Origin of the sequence: Micrococcus sp. KRD026 (assembly GCF_017168445.1) — a bacterium.
GTDB lineage: Bacteria > Actinomycetota > Actinomycetes > Actinomycetales > Micrococcaceae > Micrococcus > Micrococcus luteus.
In genome coordinates this window covers 97770-119292 of sequence record NZ_JABFBA010000031.1, presented here as the reverse complement: position 1 = coordinate 119292, position 21523 = coordinate 97770, and the positions used below count along the sequence as shown (strand labels likewise).

Genomic DNA, 21523 nt, shown 5'->3' with positions numbered 1-21523 from the left:
GGCGGCCACGCCCCGCTCCGGCTCCCTAGACTGGACCTCCATGAGCATCTCCCCGCCCGACGACCTCGTGGCCACCGTGACCTTCGACGACCGGGGCCTGGTGCCCGCCATCGCCCAGCAGGAGGGCACCGGCGAGGTGCTCATGATGGCGTGGATGAACGAGGAGTCCCTGCGCGCGACGCTCGAGACCGGCTGGGCCACCTACTGGTCCCGCTCGCGCGGCGAGCTGTGGCGCAAGGGGGAGACCTCGGGCCACCTGCAGCGGGTGCGCGCGGTCCACGCGGACTGCGACGGCGACACCCTGCTGCTCACCGTGGACCAGACCGGCCCCGCCTGCCACACGGGCACCCGCACCTGCTTCACCGGCCGCGAGATCGTCATGCCGGCGGCCGCCGTCGACCCCGAGGAGGCCGCCCGATGACCGCCGCCACCACTCCCTCCCGTGCGGAGTTCCTGCGTCTGGCGGACACCGCCCGCGTGATCCCCGTGGTCCGCACGGTGCTGGCGGACGGCCTCACGCCGCTGGCGATCCATCGGCGCCTGGCCGGCTCCCGCCCCGGCACCTTCCTGATGGAGTCCGCCACCCCGGGCGCGGCGTGGTCCCGGTACAGCTTCATCGGGGCCGGCTCATCCGTCACCCTGACCTCGCGGGACGGCGAGGCGCACTGGCAGGGCACCCCGCCCGAGGGGCTGCCCACGCAGGGCCGCGCCCTGGACGTGCTCGCCGCGTGCCTGCGCCTGCTGCGCACGGACGTGCGCGCCGAGGTCGGAGGCGCTCTGCCGCACCTCGTCTCCGGCATGGCCGGCTTCCTGGGCTGGAGCACGGTCCGCGCGTGGGAGCGCCTGCCGCACCCGCCCGAGGACCACCTCGGCCTGCCCGACCTCGCGATGAACCTCGTCACCGACCTGGCCGTGCACGATGCCCTGGACGGCACCGTGACGCTGATCGCCAACGCGGTGAACGGCAACGGCCTGGCCACCGGCGCGGACCGCGCCTACGACGACGCGCTCGCCCGCCTGGATGCCATGGTCGAGCGCCTGGCCGCCCCGGCCGCGGACCCGGTCAGCGACGTCCCGCGCCGCTGGCTCGAGGCGGACGCGGACGGGGTCGCCGCCCAGGCCGAGGACCGGTGGGGTGCCGAAGGCTTCCGCGAGGCCGTCGCGAAGGCCCAGCGGGCGATCCGTGACGGCGAGGTGTTCCAGGCCGTCGTCTCCCGCCGCCTCTCGGTCACCACGGACGCCACCGGTCTGGACGTGTACCGCGTCCTGCGCACGGTGAACCCGAGCCCCTACATGTACCTCTTCTCCTTCGAGACCCCGGACGGGGAGCCGTACGAGATCGTGGGCTCCTCGCCCGAGGCGCTCGTCACCGTGCGGGACCGCCGCGTGGTCACCCATCCGATCGCCGGCTCACGGCGGCGCGGGGCCACCGAGAAGGACGACCGCCTCCTCGGCAAGGACCTGCTGGAGGACGAGAAGGAGCGGGCCGAACACCTCATGCTCGTGGACCTCTCCCGCAACGACCTCTCGCGCGTGTGCCGCCCCGGCACCGTCGAGGTCACCCAGTTCATGGAGCTCGAGGCGTTCAGCCACATCCTCCACCTGGTCTCGCACGTGGAGGGCCGCATGCGCGACGACGTCGACGCGCTCGACGTCCTCCGCGCCGCCTTCCCCGCCGGCACGCTGTCCGGCGCCCCGAAGCCCCGCGCCCTGCAGCTGCTGGACGAGTGGGAGCCGACCGAGCGCGGGCCCTACGGCGGCGTCGTCGGCTACTTCGACCTGGCGGGCAACATGGACATGGCGATCAACATCCGCTCGGCCACGCTGCACCGCGGCCAGGCACATGTGCAGGCCGGCGCCGGCATCGTCGCCGACTCCGATCCCGACGCCGAGACCGCCGAGACCGTCACCAAGGCGACGGCGCCGCTGCGGTCCGTGCTGACCGCGGGCGAGCTGGGGCAGGCGTGATGCGCCGCCGCACCGTGGTCCTCGCCGCGCTGGCCGCCGGCGCGCTCGTGCTGCTCACGGCGGGCCGCACCTGGGTGACCGCCACGGGCCTGTCCGGCGGGATCGCCTCCGAGGCGACGACGTCGGGCGGCGCCGCCGCGCCCGTCGCCACCGCCATGGCCCTGGTCGTGATGGCCGGTGCCCTCGCCCTGACCACCGCCCGGCGCCTCGGCGCCGTGATCGTCGGCGTGCTCATGGCGCTGGCTGGGGTCGTGATCGCCTCGACCTCGGTCACCGCCGCCCTGGATCCGGCGACGACGGCGGCCGCCGCGGTCGCCGACGCGACCGGGACCACTGCGCTCGCGCAGGACTACGCCGTGACGGCGTGGCCGTGGGTCGCGGCGGCTGGCGGCGTCCTCGCGGCGCTGTGCGGCGTCGTGGCGGCACTGGCGGGCCGTGGCTGGCGTTCGTCCCGGCGCTACGAGAAGGCGCCTGCGGCCTCCGAGCCCGGCCCGGCCGCCGCCGGGGAGCAGCCCGCGCAGTCCGCCCGCGAGGCGGCCCAGCGCCGGCGCGTGGACCAGATGGACGCGTGGGACGAGCTGTCCCGCGGCAACGACCCCACGTGAGTGCCCGTCTCTCGGACCGCCCCGCACCGCCCGGGTCGTCCCGGGTCACGCGGGCCCGGTCCCGTGCCCGCATGGCACAATGAGGGACAGTCGTCATGTACACCACGCACCAGTGAGGGACAGCCATGAGCCACACCGCGAACACCGCGCACACCGAGCCCACCACCCGTCGCGCCGCCCGCCGCGGCGCCGTCGAGGACGTCGTCGTCACCGAGGACGGCCTGGTGCTCAACGACCCGACCCACCTCGAGCTGCCGGGCCACGGCAACTCGCCCGGCGCGTGGGCCATGGTGGCGCTCGTGCTCGTCGGCTTCGTGGCCGGCTGCGTCGGCCTGCTCGCCGACTGGAGCGTCGTCGTGTGGATCGGGCTCGCCCTGATGGCCGTGGGCGTCGTCGTGGGCATCGTCGCCGGCAAGGCCGGCGCGGGTCGCGGCCAGCACGGTCACTGATCCGCGTGTCCGTCCTCCAGGAGATCATCGACGGCGTCCGTGAGGACCTCGAGCCTCGCCGCCGTGCCCTGCCCGAGGCGCGCCTGTCCGAGCTGGTGGCCGCCGCCCCCGCGCCGCGTGACGCCCACGCGGCCCTGCACGGCGGACGCACCGACCCCGCGGGGATCCGGGTGATCTCCGAGGTGAAGCGGGCGAGCCCCTCCAAGGGGGCGCTCGCCGAGATCCCCGAGCCGGCCACCCTGGCCCGCGCGTACGAGCGCGGCGGCGCCAGCGCCGTCTCCGTGCTCACCGAGGCCCGCCGCTTCGGCGGCAGCCTGGCCGACCTGGACGCCGTGCGTGCCGCCGTCGATCTGCCGGTCCTGCGCAAGGACTTCACCGTCACCGAGTACCAGATCCACGAGGCCCGCGCCCACGGGGCCGACCTGGTCCTGCTGATCGTGGCCGCCCTCGACGACGCCGAGCTGGCCGGCTTCCTGCAGCTCACCGAGTCCCTGGGCATGCACGCCCTCGTGGAGGCCCACACGCCCGAGGAGATCGAGCGCGGCGTCGCCGCCGGCGCCCGCATCCTCGGCGTCAATGTGCGCAACCTCAAGACCCTCGACGTCGACCCGGCCCGCTACGCCGCGCTGGCCGACGGGCTGCCCGAGGACGTCGTCCGGGTCGCCGAGTCGGGCGTCGAGTCCGAGGAGCAGATCAAGGCCTACGCCGCCGCGGGCGCCGACGTCGTGCTCGTGGGCGAGGCCCTCGTGCGCCACGGCGCCCCCGAGGAGGCGCTGCGCGCGTTCCGCGCCGCGTCCCTCACCGTCCGCTGACCGAACCAGACCCGAGGAGCGTGGTCGCCATGAGCGCCGACCGTCCGAGCACCGAGCCCGCGATCGAGTTCGAGGGGCCGTATCAGGGTCAGGCCGGGCCCTACTTCGGCGACTACGGGGGGCAGTGGATGCCCGAGTCCCTCATGGCCGCGCTGCAGGAGCTCACCCGCACCTACGAGGAGGCGCGGCAGGACCCCGCCTTCGAGGCCGAGCTGCGGACCCTGTTCCGGGACTACGTGAACCGGCCCTCCCTGCTGAGCGAGGTGCCGCGGTTCGCCGCGGACACCCCCGGCGTGCGCATCTTCCTCAAGCGCGAGGACCTCAACCACACCGGCTCGCACAAGATCAACAACGTGATCGGCCAGGCGCTGCTCGCCCGCCGCATGGGCAAGACGCGTCTGATCGCGGAGACCGGCGCCGGCCAGCACGGCGTGGCCACGGCGACGGCGGCCGCGCTGTTCGGCATGGAGTGCACCGTGTACATGGGGGAGGAGGACACCCGCCGCCAGGCCCTGAACGTGGCCCGCATGCAGATGCTCGGCGCTGAGGTGATCCCCGTGGCGATCGGCGCCCGCACCCTCAAGGACGCGATCAACGAGGCCCTGCGGGACTGGGTCGCCTCCGTGGACACCACGCATTACCTGATGGGCACGGTCACGGGCCCGCACCCGTTCCCCGCCATGGTGCGCTACTTCCACTCCGTGATCGGCGAAGAGGCCCGCGAGCAGATCCTGGCGCAGGCCGGCCGCCTGCCGGATGCCGTCGCGGCGTGCGTGGGCGGCGGGTCCAACGCGATGGGCCTGTTCCACGGCTTCCTCGACGACCCTGGGGTGGAGCTCTACGGCTTCGAGGCCGGCGGCGAGGGCCTCGAGACCGGCCGCCACGCCGCGTCCATCACGCTCGGACGCACCGGCGTGCTGCACGGCGCCCGCACGTACCTGATGCAGGACGAGGACGGGCAGACGATCGACTCCCACTCGATCTCCGCGGGCCTGGACTACCCGGCCGTCGGCCCGGAGCACGCCTTCCTGCACGACACGGGCCGCGCCGTCTACGAGCCGGTCTCGGACACCGAGTGCATGGACGCCTTCCTCCGGCTCACGCGCACCGAGGGCATCACGCCCGCCATCGAGTCGGCCCACGCCCTGGCCGGCGCGCTGCGCCTGGCCCGCCGCTGGGCGGACGAGGGCCTCGTGGGGCCGGACGCCCCGGAGGGTCAGGAGCGGATCATCATCGTGAACCTCTCCGGCCGCGGGGACAAGGACGTCGCCACCGCGGCGGCCTGGTTCGGCCTCGGCACGGCCACGGAGGAGAAGGACCCGCTCGAGGAGATGACCCCCGGAGAGGAGCAGTGACCGGCATGACCGTGCACTCCAAGACCGCCGCGGCCCTGGATGCCGCGAAGGCGGCCGGCCGCACCGGCCTCGTCGCCTTCCTGCCGGCCGGCTACCCGTCCGTGGACGAGTGCGTCGAGGCCGTCGTCGCCGCCGCGGACAACGGCGCCGACGTCATCGAGCTGGGCCTGCCCTACACGGACCCCGTGATGGACGGCCCCGTGATCCAGGCCGCGACCCAGGCGGCGCTGCAGGCCGGTTTCCGCGTGGCCGACGTCTTCGACATCATCCGACGGGTGACCCAGCGCACTGACGCCGCGGTGCTGGTGATGACGTACTGGAACCTCGTGGACCGCATGGGCGTCGACGAGTTCGCGCGCCGCCTCGCCGAGGCCGGGGGCGCCGGTCTCGTCACCCCTGACCTCGTGCCCGAGGAGGCCGGCGCCTGGATGGAGGCCTCGGACCGTCACGGCCTGGACCGCGTGTTCCTCACCGCGCCCTCGTCCACGGACGAGCGGGTGCGCCTCACCGTCGACTCCTCCCGCGGCTTCGTGTACGCGGTGTCGGTCATGGGCGTCACCGGCACCCGCGACGCGGTGTCCACCGTCGCCGAGACCGTGGTCCGCCGGGCCCAGGATGCCGGGGCGGAGCACGTGTGCGTCGGCCTCGGCGTCTCCCAGGCCGCGCACGTCCGCGAGATCGGCGCCTACGCCGACGGCGCGATCGTCGGCACGGCCCTGGTGCGCGCGCTGACCGACGGCGGGCCGCAGGCCGTGGGCACGCTGACCCGCGAGCTCGCCGCCGGCACGGTCCGAGAGGGCTGAGGGTGACCGCCGCCCTGGCCCCGCTCGCCGCCTTCCCCGCCCCCGGGTGGGACGGGTTCCAGCTGGGCCCGGTGAAGATCCACGCGTACGCGCTGTGCATCATCCTGGGCATCGTCCTGGCGCTGTGGCTCGCCGAGCGTCGGTGGCGCGCCCGCGGCGGCCCCGAGGACCGTGTGCTCGACATCGCCCTGTGGGCCATCCCGTTCGGCTTCGTGGGCGGTCGGCTCTACCACGTGTTCTCCTCACCGGACCGGTACTTCGGGCCCGGCTTCGACGGCACGGGCGACCCGATCCAGATCCTGTACGTGTGGAACGGTGGACTGGGCATCTGGGGCGCGATCGCCCTCGGCGCCGTGGGCGCGTGGATCGCGTGCCGCCGCTACGGGCTGCGGCTGACGGCCTTCGGCGACGTCGTCGCGCCGGGCATCCTGCTGGCCCAGGCCATCGGCCGGTGGGGCAACTGGTTCAACCAGGAGCTCTTCGGCGGCCCGACGACCCTGCCCTGGGGGCTCGAGGTCGACCCGGCCAGCCCGAACTTCCCGGCCGGCTACGCCCCGGACACGCTGTTCCACCCCACGTTCCTCTACGAGTGCCTGTGGAACCTGGCCGGGGTCGCGCTGCTGCTCCTCGTGGACCGCGCGCTGCACCTGCGCCACGGCCTCATGCTGTGGTCCTACGTCGCCTGGTACACCGCGGGCCGCACGTGGATCGAGATGCTGCGCATCGACGACGCCGAGATGGTCACGCTCTTCGGCGTCACCCAGCGGCTCAACGTGTGGACGTCCCTGCTGGTGTTCGTCATCGCCCTCGCGTTCATCGTCGGGATCCTGCTGCGCCATCGCGGCGCGGCCGCCGGCCCCCACGCCCACCAGAGCGTGTGGCGCGCCGGGCACGCCCCCGAGGGCGACGACGGCGCCGCCGTCGCCGCGGGCCGCTCCGGGTCCCACGCCGTGGGCGCGGCGGAGGACGACGCCGTCCGGCGCTGACCCGCTCCCCGGCGCGCCCGCGAGGGGCGCCCGGGGCCCCGGTGTCCCACATGGTGGACATTCGGCGTGTCACAGTAACGTCCGGTTCCGCACAGTGGGACGTCGCGCCCGGTAGTGTGTCTTCCACCTCGGGGCCGTCGGCCCCGTGCGTCGGGGCCAGCGCCGTCCCCGTCCGCGCCCCTGCTCTCCGGAAAGGACGGCACCATGCCCGTGGCATCCTCGCCCGCCTCGGCCCCCCGCGCGGGGGGACCGGTGGATCCCTTCGTCCGCTATGCGGACATCCCCGCCGCCCAGGGCCTCTACGACCCGTCCCGGGAGACCGAGAACTGCGGCCTCGCCGTCATCGCCACCCTGCGGGGCACCCCGGGCCACGACATCGTCCAGCACGCGCTGACCGCCCTGCGCGCGCTCGAGCACCGCGGGGCGGTGGGCGCCGACGAGGGCACCGGCGACGGCGCCGGCCTGCTGACCCAGATCCCCGACGAGCTGTTCCGTGCCGTCGTCGACGCCGAGCTGCCCCCCGTGGGCGAGTACGTCGCCGGCACCGCCTTCCTGCCGCCCGTCGACGGCGAGCGCGCCGAGGCGAAGGAGGCCGTCGAGCGGCTGGCCGAGGAGGAGGGGCTGCAGGTCCTGGCGTGGCGCGAGGTGCCCACCGACCCCTCGGCCCTGGGCGTCGGCTCCCGGGCGGCCATGCCCGCGTTCGAGCAGCTGTTCCTGTCCCTGGCGGACGGTCAGGACGGCACCGAGCCGGGGCAGTCGCTGGACGTGCGGGCGTGGCGGGTGCGCCGCCGCGCCCAGTCCCGCGCCGGCGTCTACTTCCCCTCGCTCTCGTCCCAGACGATCGTCTACAAGGGCATGCTGACGACGGCCCAGCTGGAGCCGTTCTACCCGGACCTCTCCGACGAGCGGTTCACCACCCGGCTGGGCGTGGTCCACTCGCGGTTCTCCACCAACACGTTCCCCTCGTGGCCGCTGGCCCAGCCGTTCCGCACCATCGCGCACAACGGCGAAATCAACACGGTCAAGGGCAACCGCAACTGGATGCGCGCCCGTCAGGGCCAGCTCAAGCACCCGATGCTCGGCGAGGTCCCCGAGGACCTGTTCCCGCTGATCAGCCCCATCGGCTCGGACTCGGCCTCCTTCGACGAGGTCGCGGAGCTGCTCATGCTCTCCGGGCGCCCGCTCACCCAGGCGATCATGATGATTATCCCGGAGGCGTGGGAGAACCACGCGACCATGGACCCGGCCCGCCGCGCCTTCTACCAGTACCACTCCATGCTCATGGAGCCCTGGGACGGACCGGCCGCCGTCGCCTTCTCCGACGGCACCCAGGTGGGCGCCGTGCTGGACCGCAACGGCCTGCGCCCCGCCCGCTGGTGGGTCACCGACGACGGCCTCGTCGTCCTGGCCTCCGAGGTCGGCGTCGTGCCGATCGAGCCCTCGGCGGTGGTGCGCAAGGGGCGCGTGGCCCCGGGGCGCATGTTCCTCGTGGACACCGAGCAGGGCCGGATCATCGGCGACGACGAGATCAAGGCCGAGGTCGCCTCCGCCCAGCCGTGGGAGGACTGGGTGCGCCAGAACCTCCTGGACCTGGAGTCGCTCCCCGAGCGCGAGCACGTCCGCCACACCTCCGAGTCGATCCTGCAGCGTCAGCGCATCTTCGGGTACACCTCGGAGGAGCTGCGCATCCTCGTCGGGCCGATGGCCCAGACGGGCGCCGAGCCGCTCGGTGCGATGGGCACGGACACGCCCATCGCCGTCCTCGCCAAGCGGCCCCGGCTGCTCTTCGACTACTTCGTGCAGTCCTTCGCCCAGGTGACGAACCCGCCGCTCGACGCGATCCGCGAGGAGCAGGTGACCTCGATGCGCACCGCGATCGGCCCGCAGGGCAACGTGCTCTCCCTCGAGCAGGTGCGCACCCGCCAGGTCGACGTCCCGTTCCCCGTGATCGACAACGACCAGCTGGCCCGCATCCAGCACCTGCGCGACGCCGACGGCACCCGCCTGACCCTCAAGGTGAACGGCGTGTACCGGGTGGCCGGAGGCGTCGAGGAGCTCCGCGCCCAGCTGAAGGCGATCTGCGAGCAGGTCTCGGCCGCCGTCAACCGCGGCGTGGAGTACGTGGTGCTGTCCGACCGCGGCGCCACCGCCCAGTGGGCGCCGATCCCGTCCCTGCTGCTGACCTCCGCCGTGCACCACCACCTGCTGGCCTCGGCCAACCGCACCAAGAGCTCGCTGATCGTCGAGGCGGGCGACGTGCGCGAGGTCCACCATGTGGCCGTCCTGCTCGGCTACGGGGCCTCCGCGGTCAACCCGTACCTGGCCATGGAGTCCGCCGAGGAGCTCGTGCGCACGGGGGAGGTCTCGGGCGTCACCGCCGAGCAGGCCGTGGCGAACCTGATCAAGGCGCTCGGCAAGGGCGTCCAGAAGATCATGTCCAAAATGGGCATCTCCACGGTCGCCTCCTACACCGGCGCCCAGACGTTCGAGGCGCTCGGCCTGTCCCGGCGCTTCGTGGACCGCTACTTCGTGGGCACCACGAGCCCGCTCGACGGCGTGGGCATCGACGTCGTCGCCGCCGAGATCCAGGCGCGCCACGAGTTCGCGTATCCGCCGGACGGCAACGACATCAACCCGTACCGCGAGCTCGAGGTGGGCGGCGAGTACCAGTGGCGGCGCGAGGGCGCGCCGCACCTGTTCAACCCCGAGACCGTGTTCCGCCTCCAGCACTCCACGCGGGAGCGGCGCTACGACGTCTTCAAGGACTACACGCGTCGCGTGGACGACCAGGCGGAGGAGCTCATGACCCTGCGCGGGCTCATGCGCCTGCGTACGGGCGAGCGGCCGCCGGTGCCCGTCTCCGAGGTGGAGCCCGTCGAGTCGATCGTGCGCCGCTTCTCCACCGGCGCGATGTCCTACGGCTCCATCTCGCAGGAGGCGCACGAGACCCTCGCGATCGCCATGAACCGCCTCGGCGCCCGCTCGAACTCGGGCGAGGGCGGCGAGGACCCCGAGCGCCTGCTGGACCCGGAGCGCCGCTCGAAGATCAAGCAGATCGCCTCGGGCCGGTTCGGCGTCACCAGCCTGTACCTGGCCACCGCGACCGACCTGCAGATCAAGATGGCCCAGGGCGCCAAACCCGGCGAGGGCGGCCAGCTGATGGGGACCAAGGTGTACCCGTGGGTCGCCCGCACGCGGCACTCGACCCCGGGCGTCTCCCTGGTGTCCCCGCCGCCGCACCACGACATCTACTCGATCGAGGACCTGGCGCAGCTGATCCACGACCTCAAGCGGGCCAACCCGACCGCGCGGGTCCACGTCAAGCTCGTCTCCGAGTCCGGCGTGGGCACGGTGGCCGCGGGCGTCGCCAAGGCGCGCGCCGACGTCGTGCTCATCTCCGGCCACGACGGCGGAACGGGCGCCTCCCCGCTGAACTCCCTCAAGCACGCGGGCACCCCGTGGGAGATCGGCCTGGCCGAGGCGCAGCAGACGCTCATGCTCAACGGCCTGCGCGAGCGCGTCACCGTCCAGGTGGACGGGCAGCTCAAGACCGGCCGGGACGTCGTGATCGCCGCACTGCTCGGGGCCGAGGAGTTCGGCTTCGCGACCGCCCCGCTCGTGGTCTCCGGCTGCATCATGATGCGCGTGTGCCACCTGGACACGTGCCCCGTGGGCGTGGCCACCCAGAACCCCGAGCTGCGCGCGCGCTTCACGGGCAAGCCCGAGTTCGTCGTCAACTTCTTCGAGTTCATCGCGCAGGAGGTCCGCGAGCTGCTCTCGCAGCTGGGCTTCCGCACGCTCGACGAGGCGATCGGCCACCGCGAGCTGCTCGACGTGGACGCGGCCCTGCACCACTGGAAGTCCGAGGGCCTGGACCTCTCGGGCATCCTCGCGGACCCCTCCGTCGGCCGGCGTCCGGGCCACGAGGACGCGCCCATGCGCCGCACCACCGAGCAGGACCACGACCTCGCCTCCCACATCGACCACCGGTTCATCGCCCGGCTGGGGGACACGCTCACGACGGGCACGCCCGTCGTGATGGACGAGGCCGTCGTGAACACGGACCGGTCCGTGGGCACGCTGCTGGGCTACCACGTCACGAGCACGCGGCTCGCCGACGAGCTGGACGACGACACGATCACCGTGCGCCTGACGGGCGAGGCCGGCCAGTCCCTCGGCGCCTTCCTGCCCGCCGGCGTCACCCTGCGGCTCTCGGGCGACGCCAACGACTACGTCGGCAAGGGCCTGTCGGGGGGACGCGTGATCGTCCGCCCCGACGCCGAGGCCCCGTTCGTGGCCGAGGAGAACACCGTGGCCGGCAACGTGATCGGCTACGGCGCCACCTCGGGCCAGCTGTTCCTGCGCGGCCGCGTGGGGGAGCGGTTCCTCGTGCGCAACTCCGGCGCCACCGCGGTGGCCGAGGGCATCGGCGACCACGGCCTGGAGTACATGACCGGCGGTGAGGCGCTGATCCTCGGCGAGACCGGCCGCAACCTCGCCGCCGGCATGTCCGGCGGGCGGGCCTGGGTGCTGGACCTGGACCGGGAGGACCTGAACCCACTCGCCGTCCGCGAGGACGCCCTGATCCTCGAGGCGCCGTCCGCGCAGGACCGGCTGCGGATCGCCGAGCTGCTGGAGCTGCACCGCGCGGAGACGGGCTCCGCCGTCGCCGCCGCGCTGCTCGCCGACCTGCGGGCCGGCGGGGACGCCGCCGACGCCGCGTGGGACCGCTTCACGACCGTCCTGCCCCGGCAGTACGACCTCGTGCTGCGCACCCGTCAGGCCGCGACGGCCGAGGGACTCGACCCGGACGGGGAGGCCGTCTGGGACCGACTGCTGGAGGTGACCCGTGGCTGATCCGCGCGGATTCCTGAAGAACCGGGAGCGCGTCGAGCGCCCCACGCGTCCGGTGCCGGTGCGCATCATGGACTTCAAGGACGTGTACGTCCGCCAGGACGAGGCGATCGTGCGCACCCAGGCCGGCCGGTGCATGGACTGCGGCATCCCGTTCTGCCACTCCGGGTGCCCGCTGGGCAACCTCATCCCGGAGTGGAACGACCTGGTCCGGCGGGGACGCTGGGACGAGGCCGCCGCGCGACTGCACTCGACCAACAACTTCCCCGAGGTCACCGGGCGGATCTGCCCCGCCCCGTGCGAGGACTCCTGCACCCTGGGCATCAACCAGCCCGCGGTCACCATCAAGCAGACCGAGGTGGCGATCGCGGAGCAGATCTTCGACAACGACTGGCTCGAGCCGGTCGTGCCGGCCCGCCTGAACGGCCACACCGTGGCCGTCGTCGGCTCGGGCCCGGCGGGACTGGCCGCGGCGCAGCAGCTCACCCGCGCCGGCTTCACCGTGGTGGTCTACGAGCGCGACGAGCGCCTCGGCGGCCTGCTGCGGCTGGGCATCCCGGACTTCAAGCTGGAGAAGGACGTCCTGGACCGGCGCCTGGCGCAGATGGAGGCCGAGGGCACCCGGTTCCGCACCGGCGTGGAGATCGGCGTCGACCTGCCCTGGGACCAGCTCAAGGCCCGCTTCGACGCCGTGATCGTGGCGACCGGCGCCCCCGTGGCCCGCGAGCTGCCCGTCCCCGGCCGCGGCCTCGACGGGATCCACCTCGCCATGGACTACCTCGTGCAGTCCAACCGCGCGGTCGCCGGCGACGAGGTCCCGGACCAGATCTCCGCCGAGGGGCGCCACGTGGTGATCCTCGGCGGCGGCGACACTGGCGCGGACTGCATCGGCACCGCGCACCGCCAGGGGGCGGCGTCCGTGACGACGCTGGCGATCGGCCAGCAGCTGCCGGTCGAGCGCCCCGTCCACCAGCCGTGGCCCACGATCCCCAAGGTCCACCAGCAGACCACGGCCGACGCCGAGGGCGGCGCCCGCGCGCACCTTGCCTCCACGGTCGAGTTCCTCGGCGACGAGCACGGCCGCGTGCGCGCCCTGCGCGTGGCGGAGACCGAGTACCGCGAGGACGGCACGCGCGGGCCCAAGGCGGGCACCGAGCGCGAGGTCCAGGCGGACCTGGTGCTGCTGGCGCTGGGCTTCACCGGCATCGAGGAGGGGCTGCTCACGCAGCAGCTCGGCGTGCACGTGACACGCGGGCTCGTGGCCCGGAAGGACGGGTACGAGACCGACGAGCCGGGCGTGTTCGCGTGCGGCGACGCCGGGCGCGGCGCCTCCCTGGTGGTCTGGGCCATCGCCGAGGGGCGTGCGTGCGCGCAGGAGGTCGACGAGTCGCTCGAGCGCTGGTCCCGACTGCCGCACCCCGTGGACCCGGACGACCGCGGCCTCGTCCTCGGCTGAGTCCTCCGTCTCATCTTCCGACGCCACGCGGGCCCGCCCTCCACCGAGGGCGGGCCCGCCCCCTATCGTGGGTCGCATGCGACACGCCAAGATCATCGCCACCTTCGGGCCCGCCACCGACTCCGACGAGACCACCCGCTCGATCATCCGGGCGGGGGCGGACGTGGTCCGCCTCAACATGAGCCACGGGGACCACGAGGTGCACGCGGCCTCCTTCGAGCGGGTGCGCCGGCTCAGCGTGGAGGAGCGGCGCCCGGTCGCGATCTTCGCGGACCTCCAGGGCCCCAAGATCCGCCTCGGCCGCTTCACCGACGGCCCGCATCTGCTCGAGAGGGGCGATCGGATCACCATCACCACCCGGGACGTGCCCGGGACCCGCGAGCTGGTCGGCACCACCCACAAGGGGCTGCCCGGGGACGTCGCCCCCGGTGACGTGCTCCTGGTGGACGACGGCAAGGTGCGCCTGCGCGCCGTCGAGGTCACGGACACGGACGTGCTGGCCGAGGTCGAGGTGCCGGGCATGGTCTCGGACAACAAGGGGATCAACCTGCCCGGCGTGGCGGTGAACGTGCCCGCCCTGTCCGAGAAGGACGAGCGCGACCTGCGCTGGGCGCTGCGCACCGGCGTGGACATGGTGGCGCTGTCCTTCGTGCGGGACGCCGCGGACGTGGACCGGGTGCACGAGATCATGGACGAGGAGGAGCGCCGGGTCCCGGTCATCGCCAAGATCGAGAAGCCCCAGGCGGTGGAGAACCTCGAGGCCATCGTGGACGCGTTCGACGCCATCATGGTGGCCCGCGGCGACCTCGGTGTGGAGCTGCCGCTCGAGGACGTGCCCGTGGTGCAGAAGCGTGCGGTGGACCTCGCCCGCCGGTGGGCGAAGCCGGTCATCGTGGCCACCCAGGTGCTCGAGTCGATGATCGACAGCCCGCGCCCGACGCGCGCCGAGGCCTCGGACTGCGCCAACGCCGTGCTCGACGGCGCGGACGCCGTCATGCTCTCGGGCGAGACCTCAGTGGGCGCGTATCCAGTCGAGACGGTCCAGACGATGGCCCGGATCATCGAGTCCACCGAGACCCACGGCCTCGAACTCATCCACCCGCTCGGCTCGCGTCCCCGCACGCGCGGCGGCGCGATCACCCGGGCCGCCGTCGAGGTCGCGAACCAGCTCGAGATCCCGTTCCTCGCCACGTTCACCGAGTCCGGCGACTCGGCCCGTCGGCTCAGCCGCCTGCGGCCGCGTCAGCCGATCTACGCGTTCACCCACCACGAGCACACGCACAACATCCTGTGCCTGACGTGGGGCGTCTACCCGAAGATGGTCCCGTTCCAGGACTCCACGGACAAGATGACCCTCCAGGTCGAGCAGTCGCTCACGTCGGAGGGCATCGCCGAGCACGGCGACCTCGTGGTGATCGCCGCCGGGTCCCCTCCCGGGGCCGTGGGCTCCACGAACACGCTGCGTGTGCACCGCGTGGGCGACGACGCCGCGGGCGGCTCGTCCGCCGCCTCGCCGCAGACGCGCGAGCCGGTCGGCTTCTGGCCGGCCCGCTCCCCGCTCTGACGAGCGCGCGGGCGCCGCTCAGCCGACCTGGTCGATGACGGCCTGCGCGACCTCCCGCATGGCTAGGCGCCGGTCCATGGAGGTCTTCTGGATCCAGCGGAAGGACTCGGCCTCGGTCAGGCGCATCCGCTCCTGGAGCAGCGCCTTGGCCCGGTCCACGATCTTGCGGGTCTCCAGGCGGTCGCCCAGGTCCCGCACCTCGGCCTCGAGGCTGCGCAGCTCGTCGAAGCGGGCCACGGCCAGTTCGATGGCGGGGACCAGGTCGGCCTCGGTGAAGGGCTTGACCACGTAGGCCATGGCCCCGGCGGTCCGGGCGCGCTCCACCAGCTCGCGCTGGCTGAAGGCGGTCAGCATGACCACGGGGGCGAGCCGTTCCCCGGCGATCTCGCCCGCAGCCGCGATGCCGTCCATCACGGGCATCTTCACGTCCATCACCACGATGTCCGGGCGGTGCTCGCGCACGGCCTCGACGGCGGCGCGGCCGTCGCCGGCCTCGGCGACCACCCGGTAGCCCGCCCCGGTGAGCACCTCCACCAGGTCGAGGCGGATGAGGGTCTCGTCCTCGGCGACGACGGCCCGCAGGCCGGTCTCCTCGGGAGGCGTCAGCGTGGACACGGCAGCTCCTTCGCGCGGGCCGGGACGGCGTCGGTGCGGCGCCGCTGGTGGTCCACCAGGCTACCGTGCGCAATGAGTGCGGCGCGGGCGCGGCGGCGGTGACCCCCCGCCGGAAGGCCGGGGACGCCGGGTCGGGGCGCTGATAGGGTGATCGAGTCCCGCCTCCGGGCGGCACTGCCCGAATGGTGGAATCGGTAGACACGCCGCACTCAAAATGCGGTGCCGAGAGGCGTGTGGGTTCGAGTCCCACTTCGGGCACCGTCGGCGCGCGGCCACCCGCCGTGGGCGCCGTGTCCGTGACCGATCGACCCGAGATGAGTGGTGTCCTGTGCTCCTGACCAGCCTCCTGCTGACCCTCCTCTCGGTGGTGGCGGCCGTCCCGGCCTCCCGGGCGCTGGGCAGGGACGCGGGCTGGGTCCTGGCCGCACCCCTGCTGGCCGCGGCCGGCGTGCTGATCGCGGCGTGGACGGGCGACGTCCGGACGGAGCACCATCCGTGGATCCCCGCGGTCGGGGTGGACCTCGACCTCCGGCTGAACGGCCTGGCCCTGGTGTTCGCCATGATCGTCCTCGTCATCGGCGCCGCGATCCTCGCCTACTCCAGCCGGTACCTCAGTCGGGACCGCACGGAGAGCCGACCCGGCTCCTTCTACCTGCTGATGACCGCGTTCGCGGCGTCGATGCTGCTGCTGGTGCTCGCCGACAACATCGTGGTCCTCTTCGTCGCGTGGGAGTTCACCTCCTTCACCTCCTTCTTCCTCATCGGGCGCTCGGGGGACCATGCCCGCGACCCCGCGATCCGGACCCTGCTCGTGACCGTGGGCGGCGGCCTCGCGCTGCTGGCCGCCGTCGCCCTCATGGCCGTGCGGACCGGCACTGCCTCGCTGTCCGGGGTGTTGGCCTCGGACGTGTGGTCCGAGGCGGGCTTCACCACCACGGTCGCCGTCCTGCTGGCGGTGGCCGCGTTCACCAAGTCCGCCCAGTTCCCGTTCCAGGCGTGGCTGCCGGACTCCATGGTGGCCATCTCCCCGGTCTCCGCCTACCTGCACGCCGCGGCGATGGTCAAGGCCGGCATCTTCCTGCTGCTGGTGTTCAGCCCGGTCCTGGCCGGGAACCCGGTGTGGTCCGCGCTGTTGATCGGTTCGGGCCTCATTACGGCCCTGCTGGGCGCCGTCTCCGCGATCCGTCGCCACGACCTCAAGGGTCTGCTGGCCTACTCCACGATGAGCCAGTTGGGCCTGCTGGTGACCGCCATCGGCATCGGCACCCCCGTCGCGCTTACCGCGGCGATCGTGCACACCGTGGCGCACGCGCTGTTCAAGTCGGCGCTGTTCATGCTGATCGGCGTGGTCGACCACGAGGCCGGCACCCGCGACCTGCGAGAGCTCGCGGCCCGCCACGTGCGCATGCCGGTCACCGGCACGGCGATCGCCGTCGCCGCCCTGTCGATGGCGGGCATCCCGCCGCTGTTCGGCTTCATCTCCAAGGAGGGCCTGGTCGAGGCCGCTCTCGGGACCCCCGGTCCCGCATGGCTCCCCGTCCTCGTCACCGCCGGCATCGCCCTGACCTCCGTGTTCACCGTGGCCTACTCCGGCCGTCTCGTGCTCGGCGCCCTGGGCCTCTGGGGTCCAAGCCCGGACGGGGCCGCCCATTCGTGGCCGACCGGCCGGGAGGACGAGGTCCACGAGGCTCCTGCCACCTTCTGGGGCGTGCCCGTGCTGGCCGCGGCCGCGGGCGTGGCCCTGGGCCTGCTGCCCGGTGTGCTGGACACCCCCGTCTCCTACGCGGCCGAGGCCGCCTCCGGCGCGGAGGTGCACGCGCACCTGGCGCTGTGGCACGGCGTGAACACGGCCCTGCTCGTCTCCGCCGCCATCATCGTGCTCGGTCTGCTGCTGGTGGCCTTGCGCCGCCCGGTGGAGCGCGTGGCCTCCCACGCCGCCCTGCCGTTCTCCGCCCTGGATGCGGTGGACGAGGTTCGGCACCGGCTGATCGGCGTCGGCGCGGTCGTCTCGCGCGCCTCCGGCACCCTGGCTCCCCGCCCCCACCTCCTCATCCCCGCCCTGGTCCTGGGGCTCCTCGCCGTGGCCGGTGTCGCCACGATCGAGGATTTGCCCGCCGTCGTCGGCCAGCCCTCGCGCTGGCACGACTGGGTGCTGGTCGTCCTGGTGGGTGCCGGCGTGATCGCCACCATCCGCGCCAAGACGCGCATCGCCGCCATGGTGGTGGTCGGCGTCGTAGGGTTCGGCATGACCCTGTGGTTCCTCACCCTCGGCGCCGTGGACGTGGCCCTGACCCAGCTGATGGTCGAGGTGCTCACGGTGTGCGTCATGGTGCTGCTGCTGCGCCGCCTGCCCGCCCGCTTCAGCGACGAGCCGACCCCGCGCAGGATGCAGGCGGTCCTCGCCGCCTCCGTCGCCGGCGTCGCCGCGACCCTGGGCGTGCTCGCGTTCACCGGCCGCTCCAGCATGTCGGAGATCGCCCACTTCTACCTGACCCAGAGCTATGCCCAGGCTGGGGGGACCAACGTGGTGAACGTGATCCTCGTGGACTTCCGCGCCGTGGACACGTGGGGCGAGATGACCGTGCTCGGGGCGACGGCGCTGACCATCGCGGCCCTGTTGCTCAACCGTCGGCCGACGCCTCCACAGCCCTCCGCCGTGGACATGCGCTCCCCACTCGCCCACGTGCGCGAGAACCTCGTCCACATCCGGGTGTTCGGCCGTGTCTTCGGCGTGCTGATCATCCTGCTGTCCGCGTTCCTGCTGCTGCGCGGGCACTACGAGCCCGGCGGCGGCTTCATCGCCGCACTGGTCGCCGGTGCCGGCTACGCCCTGCTCTACCTGGCCGCCGACTCGGACACGGCCCCGGAGTTGCGGTGGCCGTACCTGGCCTTCATCGGCTCGGGCATCGCCGTCGGCACCGCGACGGGGATCGTCGGTTACCTCACCGGCAAGGGCTTCCTCGGAGCCGCGGGAGTGAAGGTCCTGGACTACGGGCTCTCCACCACGCTCGCGTTCGACATGGGCGTGTACCTGGCCGTGATCGGCCTGATCGTGGCCGCGTTCTCCCTGCTCGGCCCCGAGCGGCCGGGTGAGGACCCGCTCCGCGCCTCGAGCCGTGACCCCGGCGTCGCGCCGGCGGCCCCGTCCTCCGATCCCTCGGCCCCGACCACCACGACTGCACGAGAGGAGGTCACCCGATGACCGTCGCCCTTACCGTGGGACTTCTGACCTTCGGCGCGTTCTACCTGTTCTCCAAGCGCGAGCTGCTGCGCGTGATCCTCGGCATGGTCCTGCTGGGCCACGCCGCCAACCTGGCCATCATCGCCGCGGGCGGCACCGACCGCCGCGGGCTGCCCTTCGCGGGGACCTCAGACGTCGAGGTGCAGGCCGATGCCCTGCCGCAGGCCTTCGTCCTGACCGCTATCGTGATCGCCTTCGCGATCACCGTGCTGCTGCTCGCGCTGGCCGTCACCGGGCGCGCGGACGACGCGGTGGCCTCGCCGGGGGAGACCCGCGACTCCCTGGAGCAGGCCGCCGCCGACGCACGCTTCCCGCGCGAGGAGCGGCACGCCGCGGCCGGCCGGATCGCGCAGCACTACGCCGGCCAGGGCCCGGAGGTGCGTCGATGAGCGCCGTCCCGCTGGGCCAGCTGCTGCCCCTCTTCGCCGCCGTCCCGCTGCTGTCCGCCGGTCTGCTCGTGCTGGCGGGGGAGCGTCCCCGCCTCCACCGGGCAGTCCTGTTCGCGGTGCTCGGACTCGTCACCACCGGCGGGCTGGCCCTGGGCGTCCACGCCCTCGACGGGTCCGTGCTCGCCACCTCGCTGGGCGGCTGGCCCGGGGGCATCGGGATCGGCTTCGCAGCGGACATGCTGTCCGCCCTGATGCTCGTGCTCACGAGCGCCCTCACGATCGTGGGCGCGGCGTTCGCCTACGGCTCCCGCGTCGCTAACTCCCAGTTCTTCGCCCCGCTGCTCCTGATCCTCATCGGCGGAGTCAACGGCGCCCTGCTGACGGCGGACCTGTTCAACCTGTTCGTGTTCATCGAGGTCATGTTGGTGCCCAGCTACGGCCTCTACGTCCTCTCCGCCAACCGCCGTGAGCCCCTGCGCCGAGTGGACGGGGCGCGGCTGTACGTCACCCTCAACCTGCTAACCTCCACGATCCTCCTGGTCGGCGTCGGCTTCGTCTACGGGCTGACCGGCTCGGTGAACCTCGCGATGCTCGCCGGGTCCGCCGCGGCGGACCCACGCATCGCGATCGCCGCGGGCATGGTGCTGTTCGCACTGTCCATCAAGGCCTCGGTGGCCCCGCTGCACGGCTGGCTGGCCTGGGCGTACTCCTCGACCTCCCCGGCGGTGACGGCCCTCTTCGCCGCCCTGCACACCAAGGTCGCCGTGTACGGGCTCTACCGGATCTACTCCGTCATGTACGACGGCGATGCGCGTCTGCTGCCGCTCATCCTGGTCCTGTCCCTCGCCACCCTCGTGGTGGGTGCGCTCGCCTCGGTCGGTGAGCACGGTGTGCGCGCCGTGTTGTCGTGGCAGATGGTGAGCGGCATCGGCGGCATCCTCGTCGGACTCGGGCTCTCCACGCGCCTGGGTCTCGCGGCGGGCCTGTTCTACCTCGTGCACCACATGGTGGCGATGGGCTGCCTCCTGATGGCGGCCGGCGCGATCGAGGTGCGCTACGGCACCGGCCGTCTCGCGGACCTGCAGGGCCTGGCCCGGCGCGAGCCGCTGATCGCCGTCGCCTTCTTCGTGGGCCTGCTCTCCCTGGTCGGCATCCCGCCCTTCTCCGGGTTCGTGGGCAAGCTCATGCTCGTCAGCGCCGGCCTGGACGCCGGCCGCGGTGTCACCGCTGCGCTGGTGCTGGGCGCCTCCCTGGTGAGCCTGTGGGCTCTGCTGCGGGTGTGGGACGCCTGGTTCTGGGGCGCTCCGACGGCCCCACACGGGCACCGCGAGCGCCTGGCCACCGCGGCCATGCCCATCGTGGGCCGGGCGGGCTCCGTGCCGTCGCCCTCCGGCCGCGGCTCGAGCACCGACCACGAGCGCACCGAGTCGTGGGCCTCGCAGGAAACCCTCGATCCGCCCACGGGCGTGCTGCCGGTGACCGTGGATCCGGACGAGGACGTCACGCGCTCCCGCATCCCAGGCCGGCTGGCCGCCCCCGCCGTCGTCCTAGCTATGGCCACCCTCGCCCTCGGGCTCGGCGGTCAGGCCCTGTGGACCGTCACCGACCTCGCGGCTCAGGGCCTGATGGACCCCAGCAGGTACATCGAGGCGGTGCTCAACCCATGAGCACCGCACTCCCGCAGCCTCCGGAAGGAGACGCCCCCATGCACACCGTCGCCCCCGCCGACGGGACCGTCGACCTGGCGCCCGGCACGGCCTCCGCCGTGTCCTGGCCTTGGCGGTGGCTCGTGTTCTGGTGCTGGTACGCGTGGGCCCTGGTGACCTCTTCGAAGGCGGTCATCAAGGACCTCGTCACCCCCGGCGTCCAGGCGCGCTCGGGCATCGCCCGCGTGCGCAGCAACTGCCGCACGGACGCCGAGGTCACCCTGCTCTCGGCGCTGATCACCCTGACGCCCGGCACGTTGACGCTGGGCACCCGGCGTGCCGGCGCCGTCGGTGACGAGGACGGTGACCCGGACGCGCGGCGCCTGCTCTACGTGCACGGCCTGTACGCTGACGACGCCGACGCCCTGCGCGCGGAGATCCACGACATGGAGGCGCGCATGCTCCACGCGATGCGGAAGACGGGGGTGGCATGATGCCCTTCGCCTACGACTGGTCCCTGGTGGGGATCGACCTGGCCATCGCGCTGCTGACCGTGTCGGCGCTCGTGTCCGCGTACCGGATCGTGGTGGGCCCGCTCGACGCGGACCGCGCGGTCTCGGGCGACCTGCTCACGTTCAGCGTGCTCGGGATGCTCGTGCTGTTCGGCGTCCGGGCGGACAACCCGTGGACGTTCGACTTGGTCCTGATCGCCGCGGTCGTGGCCTTCCTGTCCGGCATGTCCCTGGCCCGCGCGCTCACGCGCGGCAAGCGTTGAGGAGG

Annotated in this window: 17 protein-coding genes and 1 tRNA gene; 17 read left to right on the top strand and 1 reads right to left on the bottom strand. The window is 73.2% G+C overall.

Annotated elements, in window-relative coordinates; translation table 11 throughout:
• Positions 1-40 precede the first annotated feature (40 nt).
• The 11 genes from hisI to pyk all read left to right on the top strand — a co-directional run bounded on the left by hisI (position 41) and on the right by pyk (position 14852).
• The gene (gene hisI / locus J1M40_RS11605; protein WP_036315375.1) at positions 41-421 is read left to right on the top strand and encodes a phosphoribosyl-AMP cyclohydrolase; all 381 of its coding nucleotides are present in this window, start codon (positions 41-43) and stop codon (positions 419-421) included.
• Complete coding sequence (locus J1M40_RS11600; RefSeq protein ID WP_069941448.1) at positions 418-1968, top strand: chorismate-binding protein; 1551 nt, start codon at positions 418-420, stop codon at positions 1966-1968. Before hisI ends, J1M40_RS11600 begins: the two co-directional genes overlap by 4 nt.
• Entirely contained in the window at positions 1968-2573 is a 606-nt protein-coding gene (locus tag J1M40_RS11595; RefSeq protein WP_036338648.1) for a Trp biosynthesis-associated membrane protein, read from the top strand. The genes J1M40_RS11600 and J1M40_RS11595 overlap by 1 nt, the downstream gene beginning before the upstream one ends.
• A 125-nt stretch (positions 2574-2698) precedes the next feature.
• The gene (locus J1M40_RS11590; protein WP_010078761.1) at positions 2699-3022 is read left to right on the top strand and encodes an HGxxPAAW family protein; all 324 of its coding nucleotides are present in this window, start codon (positions 2699-2701) and stop codon (positions 3020-3022) included.
• 5 nt (positions 3023-3027) lie between these two features.
• Positions 3028-3834: an indole-3-glycerol phosphate synthase TrpC gene (gene trpC / locus J1M40_RS11585; RefSeq protein ID WP_036338642.1), complete on the top strand. Its 807-nt coding sequence runs from the start codon at positions 3028-3030 to the stop codon at positions 3832-3834.
• A gap of 29 nt (positions 3835-3863) precedes the next feature.
• Positions 3864-5189, top strand: coding sequence for a tryptophan synthase subunit beta (trpB, locus tag J1M40_RS11580; RefSeq protein WP_070709870.1), 1326 nt, complete (start codon positions 3864-3866; stop codon positions 5187-5189).
• On the top strand, positions 5186-5992 hold the full coding sequence (gene trpA / locus J1M40_RS11575; RefSeq protein WP_166437602.1) for a tryptophan synthase subunit alpha: 807 nt from the start codon (positions 5186-5188) through the stop codon (positions 5990-5992). Before trpB ends, trpA begins: the two co-directional genes overlap by 4 nt.
• A gap of 2 nt (positions 5993-5994) precedes the next feature.
• Positions 5995-6978, top strand: coding sequence for a prolipoprotein diacylglyceryl transferase (gene lgt, locus J1M40_RS11570; RefSeq protein WP_010078757.1), 984 nt, complete (start codon positions 5995-5997; stop codon positions 6976-6978).
• Positions 6979-7182: 204 nt separating this feature from the next.
• Complete coding sequence (gltB, locus tag J1M40_RS11565; protein ID WP_166437600.1) at positions 7183-11835, top strand: glutamate synthase large subunit; 4653 nt, start codon at positions 7183-7185, stop codon at positions 11833-11835.
• Positions 11828-13288 carry a glutamate synthase subunit beta gene (locus tag J1M40_RS11560; RefSeq protein ID WP_010078754.1) on the top strand — a complete coding sequence of 487 codons (1461 nt, stop codon included), beginning with the start codon at positions 11828-11830 and terminating at the stop codon, positions 13286-13288. The genes gltB and J1M40_RS11560 overlap by 8 nt, the downstream gene beginning before the upstream one ends.
• A 76-nt stretch (positions 13289-13364) precedes the next feature.
• Entirely contained in the window at positions 13365-14852 is a 1488-nt protein-coding gene (gene pyk / locus J1M40_RS11555) for a pyruvate kinase (protein WP_036338629.1), read from the top strand.
• Positions 14853-14870: 18 nt separating this feature from the next.
• Here the strand turns inward: pyk and J1M40_RS11550 are convergent, their stop codons facing one another.
• Positions 14871-15467 carry an ANTAR domain-containing response regulator gene (locus tag J1M40_RS11550; RefSeq protein WP_036338626.1) on the bottom strand — a complete coding sequence of 199 codons (597 nt, stop codon included), beginning with the start codon at positions 15465-15467 and terminating at the stop codon, positions 14871-14873.
• Positions 15468-15643: 176 nt separating this feature from the next.
• On the opposite strand from J1M40_RS11550, the gene J1M40_RS11545 reads away from it, so the two are divergent.
• The 6 genes from J1M40_RS11545 to J1M40_RS11520 all read left to right on the top strand — a co-directional run bounded on the left by J1M40_RS11545 (position 15644) and on the right by J1M40_RS11520 (position 21518).
• A tRNA-Leu gene (locus tag J1M40_RS11545) sits at positions 15644-15725 on the top strand.
• Positions 15726-15795: 70 nt separating this feature from the next.
• Positions 15796-18669, top strand: a complete 2874-nt coding sequence (locus J1M40_RS11540; RefSeq protein ID WP_044658966.1) for a DUF4040 family protein — start codon at positions 15796-15798, stop codon at positions 18667-18669.
• Positions 18666-19097: a cation:proton antiporter subunit C gene (locus tag J1M40_RS11535; protein ID WP_010078750.1), complete on the top strand. Its 432-nt coding sequence runs from the start codon at positions 18666-18668 to the stop codon at positions 19095-19097. Before J1M40_RS11540 ends, J1M40_RS11535 begins: the two co-directional genes overlap by 4 nt.
• Positions 19094-20764 (top strand): monovalent cation/H+ antiporter subunit D family protein, encoded by a 1671-nt coding sequence (locus J1M40_RS11530; protein WP_010078749.1) that lies wholly within the window; start codon positions 19094-19096, stop codon positions 20762-20764. The genes J1M40_RS11535 and J1M40_RS11530 overlap by 4 nt, the downstream gene beginning before the upstream one ends.
• Before the next feature lie 38 nt (positions 20765-20802).
• Positions 20803-21237, top strand: a complete 435-nt coding sequence (locus J1M40_RS11525) for a Na+/H+ antiporter subunit E (protein ID WP_010078748.1) — start codon at positions 20803-20805, stop codon at positions 21235-21237.
• Positions 21234-21518 carry a monovalent cation/H+ antiporter complex subunit F gene (locus tag J1M40_RS11520; protein ID WP_010078747.1) on the top strand — a complete coding sequence of 95 codons (285 nt, stop codon included), beginning with the start codon at positions 21234-21236 and terminating at the stop codon, positions 21516-21518. Before J1M40_RS11525 ends, J1M40_RS11520 begins: the two co-directional genes overlap by 4 nt.
• Positions 21519-21523 lie beyond the last annotated feature (5 nt).